Annotated in this window: 13 protein-coding genes; 9 read left to right on the top strand and 4 right to left on the bottom strand. The window is 68.8% G+C overall.

Annotated features, from left to right (window positions below):
- Nucleotides 1–9: 9 nt before the first annotated feature.
- Together V6Z91_RS28300 and V6Z91_RS28305 are read right to left on the bottom strand one after the other, a co-directional pair.
- Nucleotides 10–1218 (bottom strand): cation:proton antiporter, encoded by a 1209-nt coding sequence (locus tag V6Z91_RS28300; protein ID WP_338764225.1) that lies wholly within the window; start codon nucleotides 1216–1218, stop codon nucleotides 10–12.
- A 284-nt stretch (nucleotides 1219–1502) separates the two neighbouring features.
- Nucleotides 1503–2240, bottom strand: a complete 738-nt coding sequence (locus tag V6Z91_RS28305; protein WP_338764228.1) for a hypothetical protein — start codon at nucleotides 2238–2240, stop codon at nucleotides 1503–1505.
- A 135-nt stretch (nucleotides 2241–2375) separates the two neighbouring features.
- Here V6Z91_RS28305 and V6Z91_RS28310 point away from each other — a divergent pair, with 135 nt between their 5' ends.
- The 7 genes from V6Z91_RS28310 (at nucleotide 2376) to V6Z91_RS28340 (ending at nucleotide 11192) form a co-directional block, all read left to right on the top strand.
- Nucleotides 2376–3068 carry a hypothetical protein gene (locus tag V6Z91_RS28310; protein ID WP_338764231.1) on the top strand — a complete coding sequence of 231 codons (693 nt, stop codon included), beginning with the start codon at nucleotides 2376–2378 and terminating at the stop codon, nucleotides 3066–3068.
- A 180-nt stretch (nucleotides 3069–3248) separates the two neighbouring features.
- Nucleotides 3249–3635 carry a DUF2946 domain-containing protein gene (locus tag V6Z91_RS28315; RefSeq protein WP_338764233.1) on the top strand — a complete coding sequence of 129 codons (387 nt, stop codon included), beginning with the start codon at nucleotides 3249–3251 and terminating at the stop codon, nucleotides 3633–3635.
- A 104-nt stretch (nucleotides 3636–3739) separates the two neighbouring features.
- On the top strand, nucleotides 3740–5956 hold the full coding sequence (locus V6Z91_RS28320; protein WP_338772092.1) for a TonB-dependent siderophore receptor: 2217 nt from the start codon (nucleotides 3740–3742) through the stop codon (nucleotides 5954–5956).
- A 7-nt stretch (nucleotides 5957–5963) separates the two neighbouring features.
- Complete coding sequence (locus tag V6Z91_RS28325; RefSeq protein WP_338764236.1) at nucleotides 5964–7496, top strand: PepSY domain-containing protein; 1533 nt, start codon at nucleotides 5964–5966, stop codon at nucleotides 7494–7496.
- A gap of 54 nt (nucleotides 7497–7550) precedes the next feature.
- Complete coding sequence (locus V6Z91_RS28330) at nucleotides 7551–9020, top strand: alkaline phosphatase (RefSeq protein ID WP_338764239.1); 1470 nt, start codon at nucleotides 7551–7553, stop codon at nucleotides 9018–9020.
- Between the two features lie 26 nt (nucleotides 9021–9046).
- Nucleotides 9047–10456, top strand: coding sequence for an alkaline phosphatase (locus V6Z91_RS28335; protein WP_338764242.1), 1410 nt, complete (start codon nucleotides 9047–9049; stop codon nucleotides 10454–10456).
- A gap of 40 nt (nucleotides 10457–10496) precedes the next feature.
- Complete coding sequence (locus tag V6Z91_RS28340; protein WP_338764244.1) at nucleotides 10497–11192, top strand: hypothetical protein; 696 nt, start codon at nucleotides 10497–10499, stop codon at nucleotides 11190–11192.
- On the opposite strand, the gene V6Z91_RS28345 is transcribed toward V6Z91_RS28340, so the two are convergent.
- Nucleotides 11180–11965 carry a LytTR family DNA-binding domain-containing protein gene (locus tag V6Z91_RS28345; protein ID WP_338764247.1) on the bottom strand — a complete coding sequence of 262 codons (786 nt, stop codon included), beginning with the start codon at nucleotides 11963–11965 and terminating at the stop codon, nucleotides 11180–11182. The genes V6Z91_RS28340 and V6Z91_RS28345 overlap by 13 nt on opposite strands.
- Nucleotides 11962–13062, bottom strand: a complete 1101-nt coding sequence (locus tag V6Z91_RS28350) for a histidine kinase (protein ID WP_338764249.1) — start codon at nucleotides 13060–13062, stop codon at nucleotides 11962–11964. The genes V6Z91_RS28345 and V6Z91_RS28350 overlap by 4 nt, the downstream gene beginning before the upstream one ends.
- 183 nt (nucleotides 13063–13245) lie before the next feature.
- Here V6Z91_RS28350 and V6Z91_RS28355 point away from each other — a divergent pair, with 183 nt between their 5' ends.
- Nucleotides 13246–15375 (top strand): TonB-dependent receptor, encoded by a 2130-nt coding sequence (locus V6Z91_RS28355; RefSeq protein WP_338764252.1) that lies wholly within the window; start codon nucleotides 13246–13248, stop codon nucleotides 15373–15375.
- Nucleotides 15372–16487: an acyltransferase gene (locus tag V6Z91_RS28360; RefSeq protein WP_338764254.1), complete on the top strand. Its 1116-nt coding sequence runs from the start codon at nucleotides 15372–15374 to the stop codon at nucleotides 16485–16487. The genes V6Z91_RS28355 and V6Z91_RS28360 overlap by 4 nt, the downstream gene beginning before the upstream one ends.
- Nucleotides 16488–16563 lie beyond the last annotated feature (76 nt).

Consider the following 16563-nt stretch of genomic DNA (forward strand, 5'->3'; position numbering starts at 1 on the left):
CCGTCTTCCTCACGAACTGGCCTGCCCGACCAGGCCGCGACTGGCCGCCCGGTTCAGCTTGGGGTGCACCACGGGAATCGTCAGCATCGTACTGCCCACGGCCATCAGCAGCAACGCGGTGAACGTCTCGCTCGTGATGATGCCCTTGTCGAGCAGGATATTGGCGAAGATGATCTCGATGAGGCCCTTCGACTGCAGCAGCCAGCCGATGATGGAAGCCTCGCCCGGCTTCCAGGCCAGCATCCGCCCGGCCAGGTGGGCGCCCGCCAGCTTGCCGCCGACCGATGCGAGCAGCAGAAGGCCGGCGGCGAAGAACACCGCGTAGCCGCCGACGTTCCACGTCGTGCGCAGCCCCGTGCTGAGGAAGAATACCGGCATCAGCACCAGCAGCACGTTCTTGAACAGCGCGTCGAGCTTTTCCTGGCCGAACCAGTCGGCATCCATCACCACGCCCGCCAGGAACGCGCCGACCATGAAGTGCAGGCCGGCCCAGTCGGCGCCGAATGCGCAGGCGATCAGCCAGGCCATGGCCACGAACCACCGGTCTTCCTGCGGCAGGCGCGCCATCAGACGGCGGTACAGCACCGTGAGCACGGCGAAGGCCGCCAGGAAACCGAGCTGGCGGCCCATGCGCTCCCAGTCGAGCATGATAATGGCCAGCACGCCCCAGATGGCCACGTCGTCCAGGCTTGCATAGCGCAGGATGCGCTGGCCCATCGGCTGGCGCAGGATGTCGAGCTTTTCCAGCAGCAGCACCAGCACGGGCAGCGCCGTCACGGCGCACGCCATGCCGGTGCCGAGCAGGAATTGCCAGGTGGCTGCCTTCGGCCCGATCCAGCCCGGATAGGCGAGCAGCAGTACGGCGGCGCCGCAGCCGAACAGCAGCGGCATGCCCAGCGACAGCCCGGCCGTGGTGGCGCTTTCGCGGCGGTATTGCCAGACTTTTTTCAGGTCCAGCTCGATACCCGCCAGCATCACGAACAGCATCACGCCCCACAGGGCGATGCCGTTCAGTGTTTTCACGACGTCGGGGTTGAAGATGAACCTGTGGTATTCGGGGAAGGCCGCGCCGACCACGCCCGGGCCGAGGATGATTCCCATGATGATCTGCACGATCACGAGCGGCGCGAAGTACTCGGTGCGGCCGAGCCGCCACACGAGGTAAGGTGCGACGAAGATCAGCAGCATCGCAATCAAGAAGATTTCGGTGGTACTCATGTGTCTCCCAGTCGTTATTCGTTATGTAATTACGTACCGAAACAGATGGTAGCCGAGGCATGCTTTTTATGAAAGCGTTTTCAGAGGTAAGTGGTAGCGTTTCCACAACACGCGTCGGGAAACGTCCAGCGGGGATCGGCCCAATGGGAAATATCTTGCCTCGCAAGCCAGGCGCGCGGACGGCGGCGCCGGCTGGAGGCGGAAAAGCCGGGAGCGGCGTTACAGCCGGCTAACCGCCCACAGCACGCCGCGGGCGACGAGGTCGAGGTAGCGGGGATCGGCCATCACCTCGGCGTTGTGCGCCAGCGTGGTGCTGAAGACGCGGGCGCGCTTCGGGCCGTAGTGATGCGTCCAGGCCACGTGTAGATCTTGCCGCGGTCCGCCGCCACGGGCGATTCCGGCTGTACGCCGTACAGCACGGGGGTGACGTCGAAGGTCGTCAGGTTGTTGTACAGCTCGTCACTGCCTGTCGTATACGGCTGAAAGCCGGCCGCCACCGGGTGTCCGGTATCGGCGGCCGTCAGCTGGATCGGCGACTGCGGGCCGTGGCCGCTGGACTGGATGCCGGTGAATTCGAACCAGCGCGCATTCGGGGCGCCCGCCTTGACAGGCTTCTTCCACTCGCCCGAACGATAGGAATGCATGGCGCAGTGCAGGTTCACGGCCGGCACGCCGGCGCGGTGCGGCGCCAGCACGGCATCCAGCGCCGTGGGACTGTCCTCGTCCGCCGCGCATTCGTTGTGGATCACCACATCGTAGCCGTCCGCATACCTCGGGTTGCCGTAGATCGGCAGCGCCGGCCGCGTCGCCTGTTCGCCCGGCTTCGGATCGTGATAAAGGTGGCTGACCACGGCAGCCATGCGCGCCTTCAGGCCCTCTTCGAGCAGCATGCGCTGCTGCGCGTAATCATGGCAGCAGCCGCCGCTGACGATCAGGATCTTCACGGGTTTCACCGCCTGCGCGCCGGCCGGCGCGAGGATCGAGAGGCTGAGCGCGACGGTACCGGCAAGGGCTTTGAGCATGGCGAATGATCCCGGCTGAAGGAGAAACCATTCTAGTCGGAAAGCCACCCGCAGGGCGATCAATTCACCGACCGGATGGTGCGCCTGCCGCGCTGGCGCGGGAGTAGACTGTCTCATTGCTACGCGGAGGCCAAGATGCACGCGCACGAGAACGACTACGTTGCCTCGTATATCACGCTGCGGCGGATGATCGGCTGGGCCGGCCTGCTGATGCCGCTGGCCGTGCGCGGTGGCGGCCTGCTGCTGGAAGGCATCACCACCACCGATTCGCTGAGCGCCTACTACTACACCAGCATGCGCGACGTGTTCGTGTCGATCACGGTGCTCACGGGTGCCCTGCTCGCCTGCTACCGCACGCCCCACCTGCGCGACAATATCGTGTCCACCGCCGCCGGCATCGCCGCGATCGGCCTCGCCCTGTTCCCGATGGACCCCACGTATGCCGCCGAACTGCTGGCGCGCTATCCCGACCTGGGCACGCAGGCGCATTACTCGAACCACGGCATCCTCGGCTACCACCTGGTATTCGCCATCTCCTTCGGGGTGCTGTCGTTCTACATGGTGTATTTCCGCTTCGGCGCCGGCGCCCCGCTCACCATGCAGGAGCGCAAGCGGCAGGTGGTCTACAAGGTGTGCGGTTCGATCATGCTGCTGTCGTACCTCGCGATCGCCATCATGGGCTTCGCGCTCGAAGGCCACTCGGTATTCTGGCCCGAGACGTGCGCGGTGGCCGCGTTCGGCGTGGCATGGCTGGTCAACGGGCAGACCGTGCTGAAGGACCGCCCCGCCCTGCCCCGCGCGGGTCCGATGAACCTGAGTCATCAATAGGCGGGCCTAACGATGCCGGCGACGCAGCGCCTCCATCTTCGCGGCAACGCAGAAGGCCAGCCCGGCTGGAATCCTGGTTGGCCAATGAATCCGGCTCAAGAATCTCGGGATATGCCTGCCATGAGCATGCATGCATGGCGCGCTGCGCGCCCGAAACGGGGCCGATGCTACAATTTCAACATGCGTATGCGCCGTCAATCGTTCATCGCCGCCTGCTGGGTCACCCTGGCCGCCATGCTGCTGGCGGTCGTGGCGCCCGCGCTCGCCCATGCGTTCGCGCCGCACGCGCGCGCGGTGACGATCACGGCCGAGATCTGCTCGGCCACCGGCATGGCGGGCATGCAGCAGATCGTGGCCGAGGAGAAATCCCCGGCATCGAGCCACCAGGCGCACTTCGAGCACTGTCCGTTCTGCCAGACGGGGTCCTCGCCGCTGGCGCTGCCTTCCGCCACCTACGTCTTGCCCCTCCTCGCCGGCACGCCGCCGCGCCCCGCCCTGTTCTACCGGTCGCCCACCCCGCTGTTCGCGTGGACGGCGGCAAAACCGCGCGGCCCGCCCCTGGCCTGATCCGCAGTCCCTGCGCCCGATGCATCCGCACGGGCCCGGCGGCGCCGTCCACGGTGCCGGATCTCCATTCGCCCGCCCGCGGGCGACAGCCAGAGGTATCGATGATGTCTTCCCTTTCGGGGAACGGCGCGCTTGCCGCCGTCCCTTTCGCGTTGGCGTGCGCCGCCGCGCCAACCCATGCCCAGACGGGCGCCACCCTGCCCGCGGCGGGAACTGCCGCCAGGATCGTCCATGACGAGACAAACCCCATTCTGCCCACGGTGGAAATCACCGGCGCGACCTTGCGGGGCGACGCCCTGCTCGACCTGGACGCGCCCGCCGGCACCGGCAGCCGCCTCGGTCTCACGGTGCGCGAAACGCCCGCCACCGTGTCGATCGTCGATCGCGCCACGATCGAGCAACGGGGCGCCCAGGATACGCAGGAAATCCTGCGCGCCATTCCCGGCATCACGGCGCACAACGCGCCCGGCAATATCGGCGTGAGCTACCGCGGCTTCGGCAGCGGCTCCATCAGCCAGCTGTTCAACGGCATCAACGTCCAGTATTCGATCGCGGCCCGGCCCATCGACAGCTGGATCTACGAGCGCGTGGAAGCGATCGGCGGGGCGTCGAGCTTCCTGTTCGGCTCCGGCGCCGTGGGCGGATCGATCAACTACATCACTAAGACGGCCGAGCGGCGCGAGTTCGCCGAAGCGCGGCTGCGCCATGGCAGCGACGACTTGAACGAAGCGTCGTTCGGCCTGAACCGGCGCCTCGGCGGCTCGGGCGCTACCACGCATTACGCCCGCCTGGACGTCAACCACCGCGATGCCGGCAACTGGATCGACGGCACGCACACCCGCGCAACGCAGCTTGCGGCATCGCTGCGCTCGGACTTCGGACCGCGCTTCACGCACACGCTGGCCTATGAATTCCAGGACGAGGACGTGGACCGGCCCTACTGGGGCACGCCGCTCATGCATCCCATCGCCGGCACGGCGCGGGTGGACGAAGGCACGCGCTTCAGGAACTACAACAGCGCCGACGGGGTGTACGCCAAGCGCGTGCACTGGCTGCGCTCCGTGGCGACATGGCAGGCCAGCGAGCGAGCCCAGGTCACCAACACAATGTATGCCTACGACGCGCTGCGCGACTATCGCAACGTTGAAAACTACCGCTTCACCTCGGACAATAAGGGCGTGACCCGCTCCGGCGTCCTGCTGCAACGGCACGACCAGCGCGTGGTCGGCAACCGCCTCGACGGCCTCTACCGGGGTACGCTGGCCGGGCGCCGCAGCGAATGGGCGTTCGGCCTGGACGTGAGCGTGAACCGGCAGACGCGCTTCCCCAACAGCCTCGCGGCCACTGTGGACACGGTGGACCCGTACCGCTTCGCGACCGAGCGCTTCTTCGACATCCCGGGCATGGTGCCCGGCTTCCGCCCGGACCGGGACAACAAGGTGACCACGACCGCAGTGTATGCGGAAAACCGCACCGCCCTGCTGGCGGCATTGAACCTCGTGACGGCGCTGCGCCACGAGCGCATCGAACTGGACCTGACGAACCGCCGCGAAGTGACAGCCGCCAACCCGGCCACGTTCGCGCGCCGCTACGGCCCGACCACGGGCCGCGTGGGCCTCGTGTGGGACGTGGCACCCGGCGCCACCGCCTATGCGCAGTACGCGACGGCCGCCGATCCGCCGTCTGGCGTGCTGTCGACCGCCTCGTTCGCCGATGTGCGCAACAACAGCGAGCTGACGACGGGCCGGCAGGCCGAGATCGGGGTCAAGCTCGACTTCTGGCAGGGCAAGGGCACGGCGACGCTGGCCGCCTACGGCATCACGCGCGTGAATATCGCCACGCAGGACCCGGCCAACAGCACACTCACGATCCTTGTCGGCGAGCAGTCGGCGAAAGGAGTGGAGCTGGCGCTCGGGCTGCAGCCGGCGCGCGAGCTGTCGGTGCAGGCGAACGTGACGCGCGTGGATGCCGAGTACGAGAACTACCGCCAGGGCGGCCTCTGGCTCGCCGGCAAGCGCCCCGTGAACACGCCGGACACGGTCGCGAACGTGTGGCTCACCTACCTGTTCACGCCGGCGCTGAAGGGCACCGTTGGCATCCGCCACGTCGGCAGCGTCTATGCGGACGCGCCGAACACGATCCGGTGGCCGTCCTACACGCTGGTGGACCTGGGCATGAGTTACCGCTTCTCGCCCAACGTGGAACTGGTGGGTCGCGTGCGCAATGCGGGCGACCGGCTGCACGCCGTGAACATGACGGCCACCATGGCTTACCTGGGCGCGCCGCGCACGGCGGACATGGCGCTGCGCTTCACGTTCTGAGGCTGCCATGGGAATGTCCTTGAAACGACTGCTGTTCCTGGCGCACCGCTGGCTCGGCATCGTGCTGTGCGCCTTCTTCGCCATGTGGTTCATGTCCGGCATGGTGATGATGTATGTCGGCTACCCGAAGCTGACGGACGATGAACGGCTCGCGCACCTGCCCGTGGTGGACGGCGCTGGCCTGCTGGCGCCGTCCATCGCGCTGGCGAACGCCGGCCTTGCCGGGCCATTGAAGGAACTGCGGCTGGCCGCCGCCAGCGCCGGGCGACCGGCCTACTTCGTCACGCCGGACGGGCCGCGTTCCGGCCACGCCATGGTCGTGGTGGATGCGCGCACCGGCCGCCGCGTTCCCGGCACGAACGAAGCGCGCGCCCTGGCAAGCGCCCGTGCCTATGCCGGCCCCAACGTCGCGCTGCGCTACGCAGGCACCGTGGACGAGGATGCGTTCACGCATTCGCGCGGGCTCGATGCGCATCGCCCGCTGCACCGGGTGATGGTGGAAGATGCCGAGGGCACTCTGCTGCACATCTCGGGCGCCACCGGCGAAGTGGTGCGCGACGCCCCGCGCACCGAACGGCTGTGGAACTACGCCGGCGCCTGGATTCACTGGCTGTACCCGTTCCGCGGCAATGCCTTCGACCGGTACTGGGCCGATATCGTCAACTGGCTGTCGATCGCCGGTATCGCGCTGGCGCTCACGGGCACCATCGCCGGCATCCTGCGCTGGCGCTTCCGGCGGCCCTACCGCAGCGGCGCGCGCACCCCGTACCCCGGCGCCATGATGCGCTGGCATCACATCGGCGGCCTGCTGTTCGCGCTCACGACGATCACGTGGATCTTCAGCGGCCTGATGTCGATGAACCCGTGGCACGTCTTCGACGGTGGGGCCGCGCCGCTGCGCATGGCCGCGCTGACGGGCGGCAAGCTCGATCCCGCCACGCTCGATGCCACGCCTGCCCCGCTGCTCGCCGGCGGCAACGTGCGCGAGCTGCGCTGGACGCAAATGCTGGGGCAAACGCTCGTCCTCGCCCAGCCGGCGACGGGCCGGCCTGCGGTGCTCGACGCACGCGCCGCGCAACCGGTCTCGATCGATGGTACGGCGCTGCAAATGGCGGCTGCGGGCCTGCTGGGCCATCCGGTGCGGCGCATCGAGCGGCTGGCGGCGTACGACCTGTATTACTACAGCCGCGATGCGCACACGATGACGGGCGGTTCGGCCAAGCCGCTGCCGGTCCTGCGCGTGGTGTTTGCCGATCCGCAGGAAAGCTGGGTGCACCTGGACCCGCACACGGGCGCCGTGATCAATCGAAGCGACCGGCACAAGCGCTGGAGCCGCTGGCTGTTCGCCATGCTGCACAGCTGGGATTGGCTGCCGCTGCTGGAACGGCGGCCGCTGTGGGATGCCGTGCTGATCGGGCTGGGCCTCGGCGGTACCGTGATGAGCGTGACCGGCATCGTCATCGGCTGGCGGCGACTGGGCCGCAAGCTGGGCGCGGCGTCGCGCGCGCCGGAACGGAAGGAGACGAAGGCGGTGTCATGAGCCGGTCATGTCGGGTTGCTATCGTTCTGCTTCTTACAACAGCCAACCCACGCCATGAACCGCAAGTCCCTCCTGATCGCCAGCCTGTCGATGACGCTGCTGGCCGCCTGTGGCAACGACAGCGGCAACGCGTCCACCACGTTCACGCCCACCCCGGCGCCGGGCGTCGACGTGCCGCAACCGAAGAACGTGATCTTCTTCCTGGGCGACGGCATGGGCATGACCACGATGACCGCGGCACGCATCTATTCGGTCGGCGAGGATGGCGAGCTGACGATGGATACGCTGCCGGAAACGGCCTTCGTGAAGACGTTCTCGAACGACGCGCAGGTGACCGACAGCGCGCCGTCGATGGCCGCCTACATGACCGGCGTAAAGATGAACAACGAGGTCATCTCCATGTCGCAGGACACCAGGGCCGTGGACCCGGTGACTGACGCGGCAGGCAACCGGCTGGGCAACAACTGCGGCACGAACAACGGCACGCCGGCCACCACGCTGCTGGAACTGGCCAAGGCGCAGGGCCTGGGCACGGGCGTCGTCTCGACCGCGCGCGTCACGCACGCCACGCCGGCCGCGACCTATGCGCACATCTGCCATCGCGACCTGGAAAACGACATCGCCGCCGCCCTGGTGCCGGGCGGCACGGGCTACAACAGCGCGCTCGGTTCGACCGGCCTGGATGTGATCCTGGGTGGCGGCAGCCAGTTCTTCAAGCCCGTCAAGGATGGCGGCCGGCGCGCGGACGGGCGCGACCTGGTCGCCGAGCTGCGCGCGAAGAACTACGCGTGGGCCGGCACCGGCACCGAACTCAATGCCATCGACGGGACCAGGACCGACAAGCTGCTCGGCCTGTTCACGTCCAGCCACATGAGCTACGACCTGGACCGCGATCCGGCGAAGGAGCCCAGCCTGGCGGACATGACGACCAAGGCCATGGACGTGCTGGCCCGCAATGGCAAGGGCTACTTCCTGATGGTGGAGGCGGGCCGCATCGACCATGCGCTGCATGAAACCACGGCAAAGAAGGCGTTGCAGGACACCGTGGCCTTCGACGAGGCCATCAAGGCGGCGATCGCCAAGGCCAGGGCGAAGGACCCGGAACTGAAGAACACGCTGATCGTCGTCACGGCCGACCATGACCACACCCTCGTGCTGAACGGCTACGCCAGGCGGACCGGCAAGACCGCCGCCGGCAATGCCGGCGTGCTGGGCGTGGTGAAGAACTACGTGACGGGCGAAGTGGACAAGGACCTCGACGGCGCGCCGTACTCCATCATCGGCTTCGGCAACGGCGAGAACCGCGTGCAGGCCAGCCGTGCCGGCCAGGCGGCGCTGGACGACAACGCCACCAGCGCCAACACCTACCACCAGGAAGCGGCGATCCGCATGGGCGTGGGCGGCGAGACGCACGGCGGTACCGACGTGTTCCTGGGCGCGATCGGCAAGGGTGCGGACACGTTCACCGGCACCATCGACAACACGAAGGTGTTCACCCTGGTGAAGAACGCCGCCGGCCTGTAAGAACCATCGGATACGGAACCATGCACATGAAACATAAGCTTTTGAAGCGTACCCTGCCCTGCGCCGCGCTGGCACTGTCCTTCTCCGCCGCCCACGCGGCCGGCGAAGCAAAAAACGTCATCTTCTTCCTCGGCGACGGCATGGGCCCGTCCACCATCACGGCCGCGCGCATCTTCAAGGTTGGCGAGGACGGCAACCTCACCATGGACACGCTGGAACGCACCGCCCGCATCAAGACATTCTCCAACGATGCGCAGACCACCGACAGCGCGCCGTCGATGGCCGCCTACATGACTGGCGTAAAGATGAACAACGAGGTCATCTCGATGTCCGCCAACACGGTGGCGACGAATCCGGGGCGCGACGCCAACGGCAACCTGGGCGTGAACAATTGCGCCGCGAGCAACGGCACGGCCGCCGTGACGATCCTGGAACTGGCCAAGGCGAAGGGCAAGTCCGTGGGCACGGTTACCACCACCGAGCTTACGCATGCCACGCCGGCCAGCGCCTGGGCGCACATCTGCAACCGCAATGCCCAGTATGCGATCGCCGCGCAGCTGGTGCCGGGCGGCGCCGGCTTCAACACGGCACTGGGCGACGGCGTGGACGTGCTGATGGGCGGCGGGCGCAACCACTTCACGCCATTCGCCGCCGGCACCAACCCGGCCGGCCGCGCCGACGGCCGGAACCTGCTGGCCGAACTCGCGGCGCGGGATTACACGGTCGCCGCCAACAAGGCGGAAATGCATGCGGCCGCCGCCGGCAAGAAATTCATCGGCCTGTACAGCAGCCGCAGCCACCTCGAATACGAACTGGACCGCACCGCCACCCCGCCGCTGGGCGAAGGCGCCAGCCAGCCCAGCCTGGCCGAGATGACGGTGAAGGCGATGGACCTGCTGGCGGCGAACAGCAACGGCTACTTCCTGATGGTGGAAGGCGGCCGCATCGACCACGCACTGCACGGCACCAATGCCAAGCGCGCGCTGACCGACACGATCGCGTTCGACGATGCCGTGAAAGCCGCGCTCGACAAGGCGAAGCAGACCGACCCGACGCTGGCCAGCACGCTGATCGTCGTGACCGCCGACCACGACCACACGCTGGCGATCAACGGCTACGGCAAGCGCGGCAATCCCATCCTGGACATCAACCGCAGCTACCGCGACAACCAGCCGAACCGCGATGCCGACGGCAATACCTACACCACGCTGGTATTCGGCAACGGCCCGAACCGTCCGAACGTGCGTGCGAACCTGGAAAGCGCCACCGTCCTGGCCGACAACTACCTGCAGGAGACCGGCGTGCGGCTGTCCAGCGAAACCCATGGCGGCGGCGACGTGAAGCTGCTCGCCACCGGCGCCGGCGCGAAGGCGTTCAAGGGCACGATGGATAACACGAAGGTGTTCGGGCTGCTGAAGACGGCGTTCGGCTTCTGAGCGGAGCGGCAAGCCCGCTTTCCTGGATGATGAGGAACACATGAAAACGATCTTCCTGGGCCTTGGCGTCCTGGCCGCCGGTGCCGCGCACGCCGGTACCGACGTCGACCTGCGCGTCACCCGCTACAGCAAGGTCGTCACGGCCGAAGGCGTCACCCGCGAGGCCCGCTACGAGGAAACCGTGCTGCGCCGCGCCGGCAATGTGTGGACTGCACGGGTATTGCCGGCGAGCGTGGCGCCCCATGGCCATGACCACGACGCGGGGCCGCACAAGGCGGCCGCGCGCCAGAGCGTGGGCCACAAGCATTTCAATCCCGTGACCCTGCCGCGCCACGTGGCGCTGCAGGACGGCAAGCTCAAGCTGCGCTACGTCGACCCGCACGCAAGAGAGGTGATCGCCATTCCGCCCGGCGAATACGACAACGTGGGTTTCGACGGCTCCTGGGATCATGCCTACTACCTGCTCGATACGAAGGGCCTGCGGGCGATGCGCGTGACGCAGCGCCCGTCCACGGTCGCGGGCGCCCGCTGGCGCGAGCGCGAACGCGACGGCCTGTTCGAGCGCGTGCTGTGGGACGATGCGAACGGCATCCCGCTCGTCATCGAGAGCGGCGACAAGGCAGGCACGGTCTACTACCGCACCGAGCTGAAAGTGGCTGGCAACCTCACACGCGACCTGCCGTGGCAAAAACTGAAGGGCTACGCGCAGCGCGAGTATGCGGATTACCTGGACTGACCGGCCAGCAGCGCGCGCACCCTGGGCAGATGGCGCTCGCTGACCGGCACCTCCACGCCCGAGCGCAACAGCAGGAAACGCATGGCGTCGGACTTGCCGCGCAGCGCGGCCATCCGGTCGATGCGCACCAGGGCGCTGCGGTGCACGCGCACGAAGCTGGCCGGGTCGAGCAGGCGCTCCAGCGTGCCGATGGCGGCCCGGTGCAGCAAGCGCCGCCCGGCCATGTGCAACTCGACATAGTTGCCGGCGGCCTCGATGCACTCCACTTCGGCCAGATCGATGCGGTCGATGCGGCCGACCGAGCGCACATTCAATTGGCGCAGGTAGCCAGGCTGCGCCGCCTGCCGCTGCGCGCCCGCCCAGTCGCGCAATGCCGCCGCATGCGCGGCAAGCTGGCGCTGTTCGATCAGGTCGCCGGCGCGGGCAAGCGCCCGTGCCAACCCTTCGTCGTCGACCGGCTTGAGCAGATAGTCGAGCGCGTAGACGCCGAAGGCTTCCACAGCATAGCTGTCGAACGCCGTCACGAACACGATCAGGGGCGGCCGCGGCCGTGCCGACAGCTCGCGCGCCAGCTCCAGGCCGGACCCAGACGGCATGTAGATATCGAGCAGCACGAGGTCGATGCCGCCGCCGTCCAGCAGCGCGCGCGCGGCGTGCGCGTCGGCGCATTCGCCGGCGATGCGCCAGTGCGGATGCGGGGCCAGCGCGTGGCGCAGGTTGATGCGGCCCGGCTCTTCGTCGTCGACGATCAGGACGCTGCGCACGGTGCTCATGCGGTGGCCAGCAGCTCGCCGTCGTCCGCCTCGGTGCCGTACAGCGGCATGCGGATCTCGGCCATGTAATGCTCGCCCTCGGCACCGGTGCGCAGCACGGCAGCCGCGCCGTAGGCATTCTGCAGGCGGGCGCGCACATTGCGCAGCCCCATGCCGGCGCCCGGATTGGGGGGCGTATCACGTACCAGCGGATTGACGATGCAAATCGCCAGCTCCTCGCCACGCACGGCGAATGTCATGCGGATCTCGCCGTGGCAGCCGTTGCGGTCGAGCCCATGGCGCAGGGCGTTCTCCACGAGCGGCTGCAGCAGCAACGGCGGGCAATCGGCGCGCAGCACGGCGGCACTGTCGCCTTCGATGTGTACCTGCAGCCGGTCGCCGTAGCGCAGGCGCTGCAGGGCCAGGTAATCGCGCGTGAATTGCAGCTCGCTGGCAAGCGTGGCCCATTCGCGTTCGCTTGCCGCCAGCGCATAGCGGAGCAGGTCGCTCAGGCGGCGGATGCCGGCCACCGCCAGCGCGCGGTCGTCGGACCGCACCAGGGCGCTGATGGCGTTGAGCGCATTGAACATGAAATGCGGTTCGAGCTGGCCGCGCAGGATTTGCAGGCGCAGCTGGAGATTGTCGCGCTCGGCCTGCAGCCAGGCCTGTTCGCGCTGGCGGTGCCGGCGCCACACACACAGGCCGATCACACCGATGTAGGTGCCGCTGGTCCAGGCCAGTTCGGTGAACCAGCCGAAGCGGCGCATCGCGAGCACCTGTTCCAGCACCGTACGCAGCGGCGGAATGCCATCGCCCGGCACGTGTTGCACGGCGATGAACATCAGCTCGAGGGGCAGGAAGACGAGGACCACGAAGACGTAGCCGGCCGCCACGCGCTTGCCGTCGAAGAAGCAGTCGGGCCAGCGGCGATGGATCGCCTGCACCGCCATGCCGAGCATGCATACCGGCACGTGGTTCCAGCACCAGCTCCAGAACAGATGCAGGAAGGCCACGTCGTCGTGGCTGCGCAGCGCGTCGCTGTGCGAACCGGTCGCGCCCACCAGGCACAGGACCAGCCAGAAGGCGGCATGCGACAGCGCTATCCGCATGTATTGCATGGGAGCGGACGAAAGGGTTGAGCGGAGCACGGCGTTCATGGCGGGGCAGTATAGCAGCGCCATGAACGCCGGCAGGCATGGCGGGCCGCCCGCTCGTCCCATTTGCCGGCGCCCTCGTCACATGCGGTGGCTGGCCGTCAGCCGGCTGTCTATACTCGGGCCTCCTTCGACCTTGCGCCTCTTATGAAACCCGCCTTTCCGCTTCGCCGTCCTTCCCATGTACTGTGCCTGTGCGCACTGCCCTTCGTCGCCCCCGGCAACGCCACGGCGCAGGACGGCGCGCAGGAAGCGATGCAGCGGGTGGAGGTTAAGGGTTCCGCCACCCTCCAGCTGCGCCGCGACGACGCGCAGGGCCGCATCGTGGTCGGCGGCGAGGAACTGCGCCGCTTCGGCGACACCGGTCTTTCCGGCGCCCTGAAGCGGCAGCCTGGCCTCAGCGTCTCCGGCAGCGAGGTTCGCATGCGCGGGCTCGGCGCCGGATACACCCAGATTTTGCTGGACGGCCAGCCGGCGCCCGCCGGCTTCGCCATCGACAGCCTCTCGCCGGAACTGGTGGAACGCATCGAGATCCAGCGCAGCGCGCAGGCCGACGCCAGCGCGCAGGCGATCGCCGGGTCGATCAACATCGTGTTGCGCAAGGCGGCCAGCGCGCCGCGCCGCGCGACCAAGCTGGGCGTCCAAGCGGGTCGCGGTGGCGTGAGTCCCGCTGCCACGCTGCAAGGCACCTGGCGCGATGGCGTGGCCGCGTACGCGCTCGTGGCCACGGTCGATGAAACACGGCGGCGCAACGGGCGCACGGTCGACGAGCGCAGCGGCGGGCCGGAAGGGGCCGCCCTGCGCCGCTTCGCGGAACGCGAGGATTCCCGCGTTCGCAAGCTCGGCGTCGCGCCCCGTTTCGATTGGCAGCCGGCCGGCGGCGACACGCTGGCGCTGCAGGGCCTGTTCGACGCGAGCCGCAACGACACCCAGGCCAGCCAGCTCGAAACGACGCTGCAGGGGGAGTCCACCGCCTCGCCCGATGCGCGCTGGCGCGCCCTGTACGAGCGCTGGCTGGCCAAGGTGGACGGCAGCTGGTCGCACCGCGCCGGTAACAGCCGCCTCACCGTGAAGGGCGGCCTGGAAGCGAGCGAGCGCGATGGCGACTACCATTTCCATGGCGTCGATGCCGCCGGGGTGCCGTGGCTGCACCGCGCGGTCGATTCGCGCGCCACCGAACGCCGCGCGAGCACGAGCGGCAAGCTCACCATCCCGCTGGCCGCCGGCCACGACTTCGCCTTCGGCTGGGATGGCGCAGCCACCCGGCGCGGCGAGACGCGCGCGCAGCGCGACAGCGGTCCGGATGGCCTGCCGTTCCACACGCTCGACCAGCAATACCGCGCCCAGGTGCGCCGCCTGGCCTGGTTCGCGCAGGACGAATGGGCCGCCGGCGAGCGCGTGCAGGTGTATCTCGGCCTGCGCTGGGAAAGCCTGGATACCCGCACGGCGGGGCGGGGCTTTGCCGGCGCGGCCACCGCGTCGCGCGTGTGGAGCCCGGTCGCCCAGGTGGTATGGCGGCCGGCCAGCGCGGGACGCGACCAGGTACGGCTGGCGCTGGCGCGCACGTACAAGGCGCCCCAGCCGGCCGAGCTGGTGCCGCGCCGCTACACCGTCAACAATGGCAACGGCCCCACCACCCCCGACTACCAGGGCAATCCGCTGCTGCGCCCGGAGCTGGCATGGGGCCTCGACCTGGCGTGGGAAGCCTATTTCGCGCGCGGCGCCATGGCCAGCGTCGCCACCTATGCGCGGCGCGTGCGCGATGTGACGATGACGCGGCTGTGGGAAGAAGGCGGCACCTGGGTCAGCGAGCCGGTCAACGGCGGCAAGGCGAGCGTGCGCGGCATCGAGTTCGATGGCCGGCTGCCGCTCGGCGCCATCGAGCTGCGCGCCAACCTCGCCCGCAACTGGTCGCGCGCGGATGCCCTCCCCGGTCCCGCCAACCGCCTGGCGAACCAGGCGCCGCTGACTGCCAACCTGGGCATCGACGCGCAACTTCCCGGCGGCGTGAAAGCGGGAGCGAATGCCAACCTTGTCGGCGGATGGCAAGCGCGCAGCGCGCCGGACCTGGTGCAATCCACGGGCATGCGCCGCGAACTGGAAGCGTATGCCTCGTGGCGGGCGACGGGAGGCCAGTGGAAGGCCACGCTGGCCGGCGTGCCGCACATGGTGAACCGCGACGGCCAGTACTACGACGACGGCACGACGGCAACCGTGCGCCAGTCGGCCGCGCCACGACACGCGACCTTCCGCCTGCAATACGAGGCGGCGCTGTGACCGTCCGCCTGCCCGGCGTCGACCTGCTGCGGGCCGGCGCCATCGGCGCGGTGATGCTGTACCACGCCAGCAGCCACGGCATCTCGCTGCCGGGCTTCGTGGAGCACGGCTGGATGGGCGTGGACCTGTTCTTCGTGCTGAGCGGCTACCTGGTCGGCTGGAAGCTGCTCGGCGAGCTCGCGCAAGGCTGCATGCCCGGCTGGGATGACTTCCTGCGCGACCGCGCGCTGCGCATCCTGCCCGCGTATGGCGCCGTGCTGGCGCTGTACCTGGCGCTGCCGGCATCGCGCGAGGGCGGCGCCATGCAGCCGCTGTGGAAATTCCTCACCTTCACCATCAATCTGGCGCCCGACTGGACCCGCGGCACGGCCTTTTCCCATGCCTGGTCGCTGTGCGTGGAAGGACACTTCTATTTACTGCTGCCGTTGTGCGCGTGGCTGGCGGCGGGCCGCATGCGCGCATCGGCCGTGGTGGCGATCGCGGCGGGGCTGGTACTTGGCGGAATGGCGCTGCGCGGCTGGCTGTGGCACGCGCTGGTCGGCCCCGCCGTGGCGGCCGGCGACGGCGGCGGCGCCATGCGCCACTATGCAGGCGCGATCTACATGCCGACCTGTGCGCGGCTGGACGGCTTGCTGGCCGGCGTGGCGGTCGCTGCCACCCGTGCGTTCCGGCCGGCATGGTGGAACCGCCTGCTAAACCACGCCTGGCCCCTGCTGGCCGCGGGCGCCGCGCTCGTGGTGGCCGGCACCGGCATCGCGCCGGCCGGGGCAGCCGGCGCAATCGTGCTGTTCCCGCTCCTGGCGCTGGGTTTCTCTTGCCTGCTGGTCGGCGCGATCGGCACGGGTACGCCGCTGGGTACCGTCGCGCTGCCCGGCGTCCGGATGCTGGCCACGCTGGCCTTCAGCCTGTATCTCATGCACAAGCAGGTGTACGCCTGGCTGGACGACTGGCTGCCCGGGCTGGCGGAGCGCTCCGCGTGGCTGGCGCTGCCCGTCTACGGCCTGGCGTCGCTGGCCTTCGCCACGCTGCTGTACGTGGCCGTCGAGCGGCCCTGCCTGCGGCTGCGCGCGCGCCGGCCGGCGCGCAGCATCGCCGCGAAGCTCCGCCACTGAGCGGCCGGGTACCTGCCCAGGCGCCAAGCGCACCGCGAAGCGGTCGCGATCGGCCGCATCGAACCGCTGCTTCATC

Origin of the sequence: Massilia sp. METH4 (assembly GCF_037094685.1) — a bacterium.
Classification (GTDB): Bacteria; Pseudomonadota; Gammaproteobacteria; order Burkholderiales; family Burkholderiaceae_D; genus Rugamonas.

Excerpts from the sequence above, each read along its gene's own strand:
- V6Z91_RS28300 (WP_338764225.1), bottom strand. The coding sequence starts at position 1,218 with ATGAGTACCACCGAAATCTTCTTGATTGCGATGCTGCTGATCTTCGTC.
- V6Z91_RS28305 (WP_338764228.1), bottom strand. The coding sequence starts at position 2,240 with ATGCTCAAAGCCCTTGCCGGTACCGTCGCGCTCAGCCTCTCGATCCTC.
- V6Z91_RS28310 (WP_338764231.1), top strand. The coding sequence starts at position 2,376 with ATGCACGCGCACGAGAACGACTACGTTGCCTCGTATATCACGCTGCGG.
- V6Z91_RS28315 (WP_338764233.1), top strand. The coding sequence starts at position 3,249 with ATGCGTATGCGCCGTCAATCGTTCATCGCCGCCTGCTGGGTCACCCTG.
- V6Z91_RS28320 (WP_338772092.1), top strand. The coding sequence starts at position 3,740 with ATGTCTTCCCTTTCGGGGAACGGCGCGCTTGCCGCCGTCCCTTTCGCG.
- V6Z91_RS28325 (WP_338764236.1), top strand. The coding sequence starts at position 5,964 with ATGGGAATGTCCTTGAAACGACTGCTGTTCCTGGCGCACCGCTGGCTC.
- V6Z91_RS28330 (WP_338764239.1), top strand. The coding sequence starts at position 7,551 with ATGAACCGCAAGTCCCTCCTGATCGCCAGCCTGTCGATGACGCTGCTG.
- V6Z91_RS28335 (WP_338764242.1), top strand. The coding sequence starts at position 9,047 with ATGAAACATAAGCTTTTGAAGCGTACCCTGCCCTGCGCCGCGCTGGCA.
- V6Z91_RS28340 (WP_338764244.1), top strand. The coding sequence starts at position 10,497 with ATGAAAACGATCTTCCTGGGCCTTGGCGTCCTGGCCGCCGGTGCCGCG.
- V6Z91_RS28345 (WP_338764247.1), bottom strand. The coding sequence starts at position 11,965 with ATGAGCACCGTGCGCAGCGTCCTGATCGTCGACGACGAAGAGCCGGGC.
- V6Z91_RS28350 (WP_338764249.1), bottom strand. The coding sequence starts at position 13,062 with ATGCAATACATGCGGATAGCGCTGTCGCATGCCGCCTTCTGGCTGGTC.
- V6Z91_RS28355 (WP_338764252.1), top strand. The coding sequence starts at position 13,246 with ATGAAACCCGCCTTTCCGCTTCGCCGTCCTTCCCATGTACTGTGCCTG.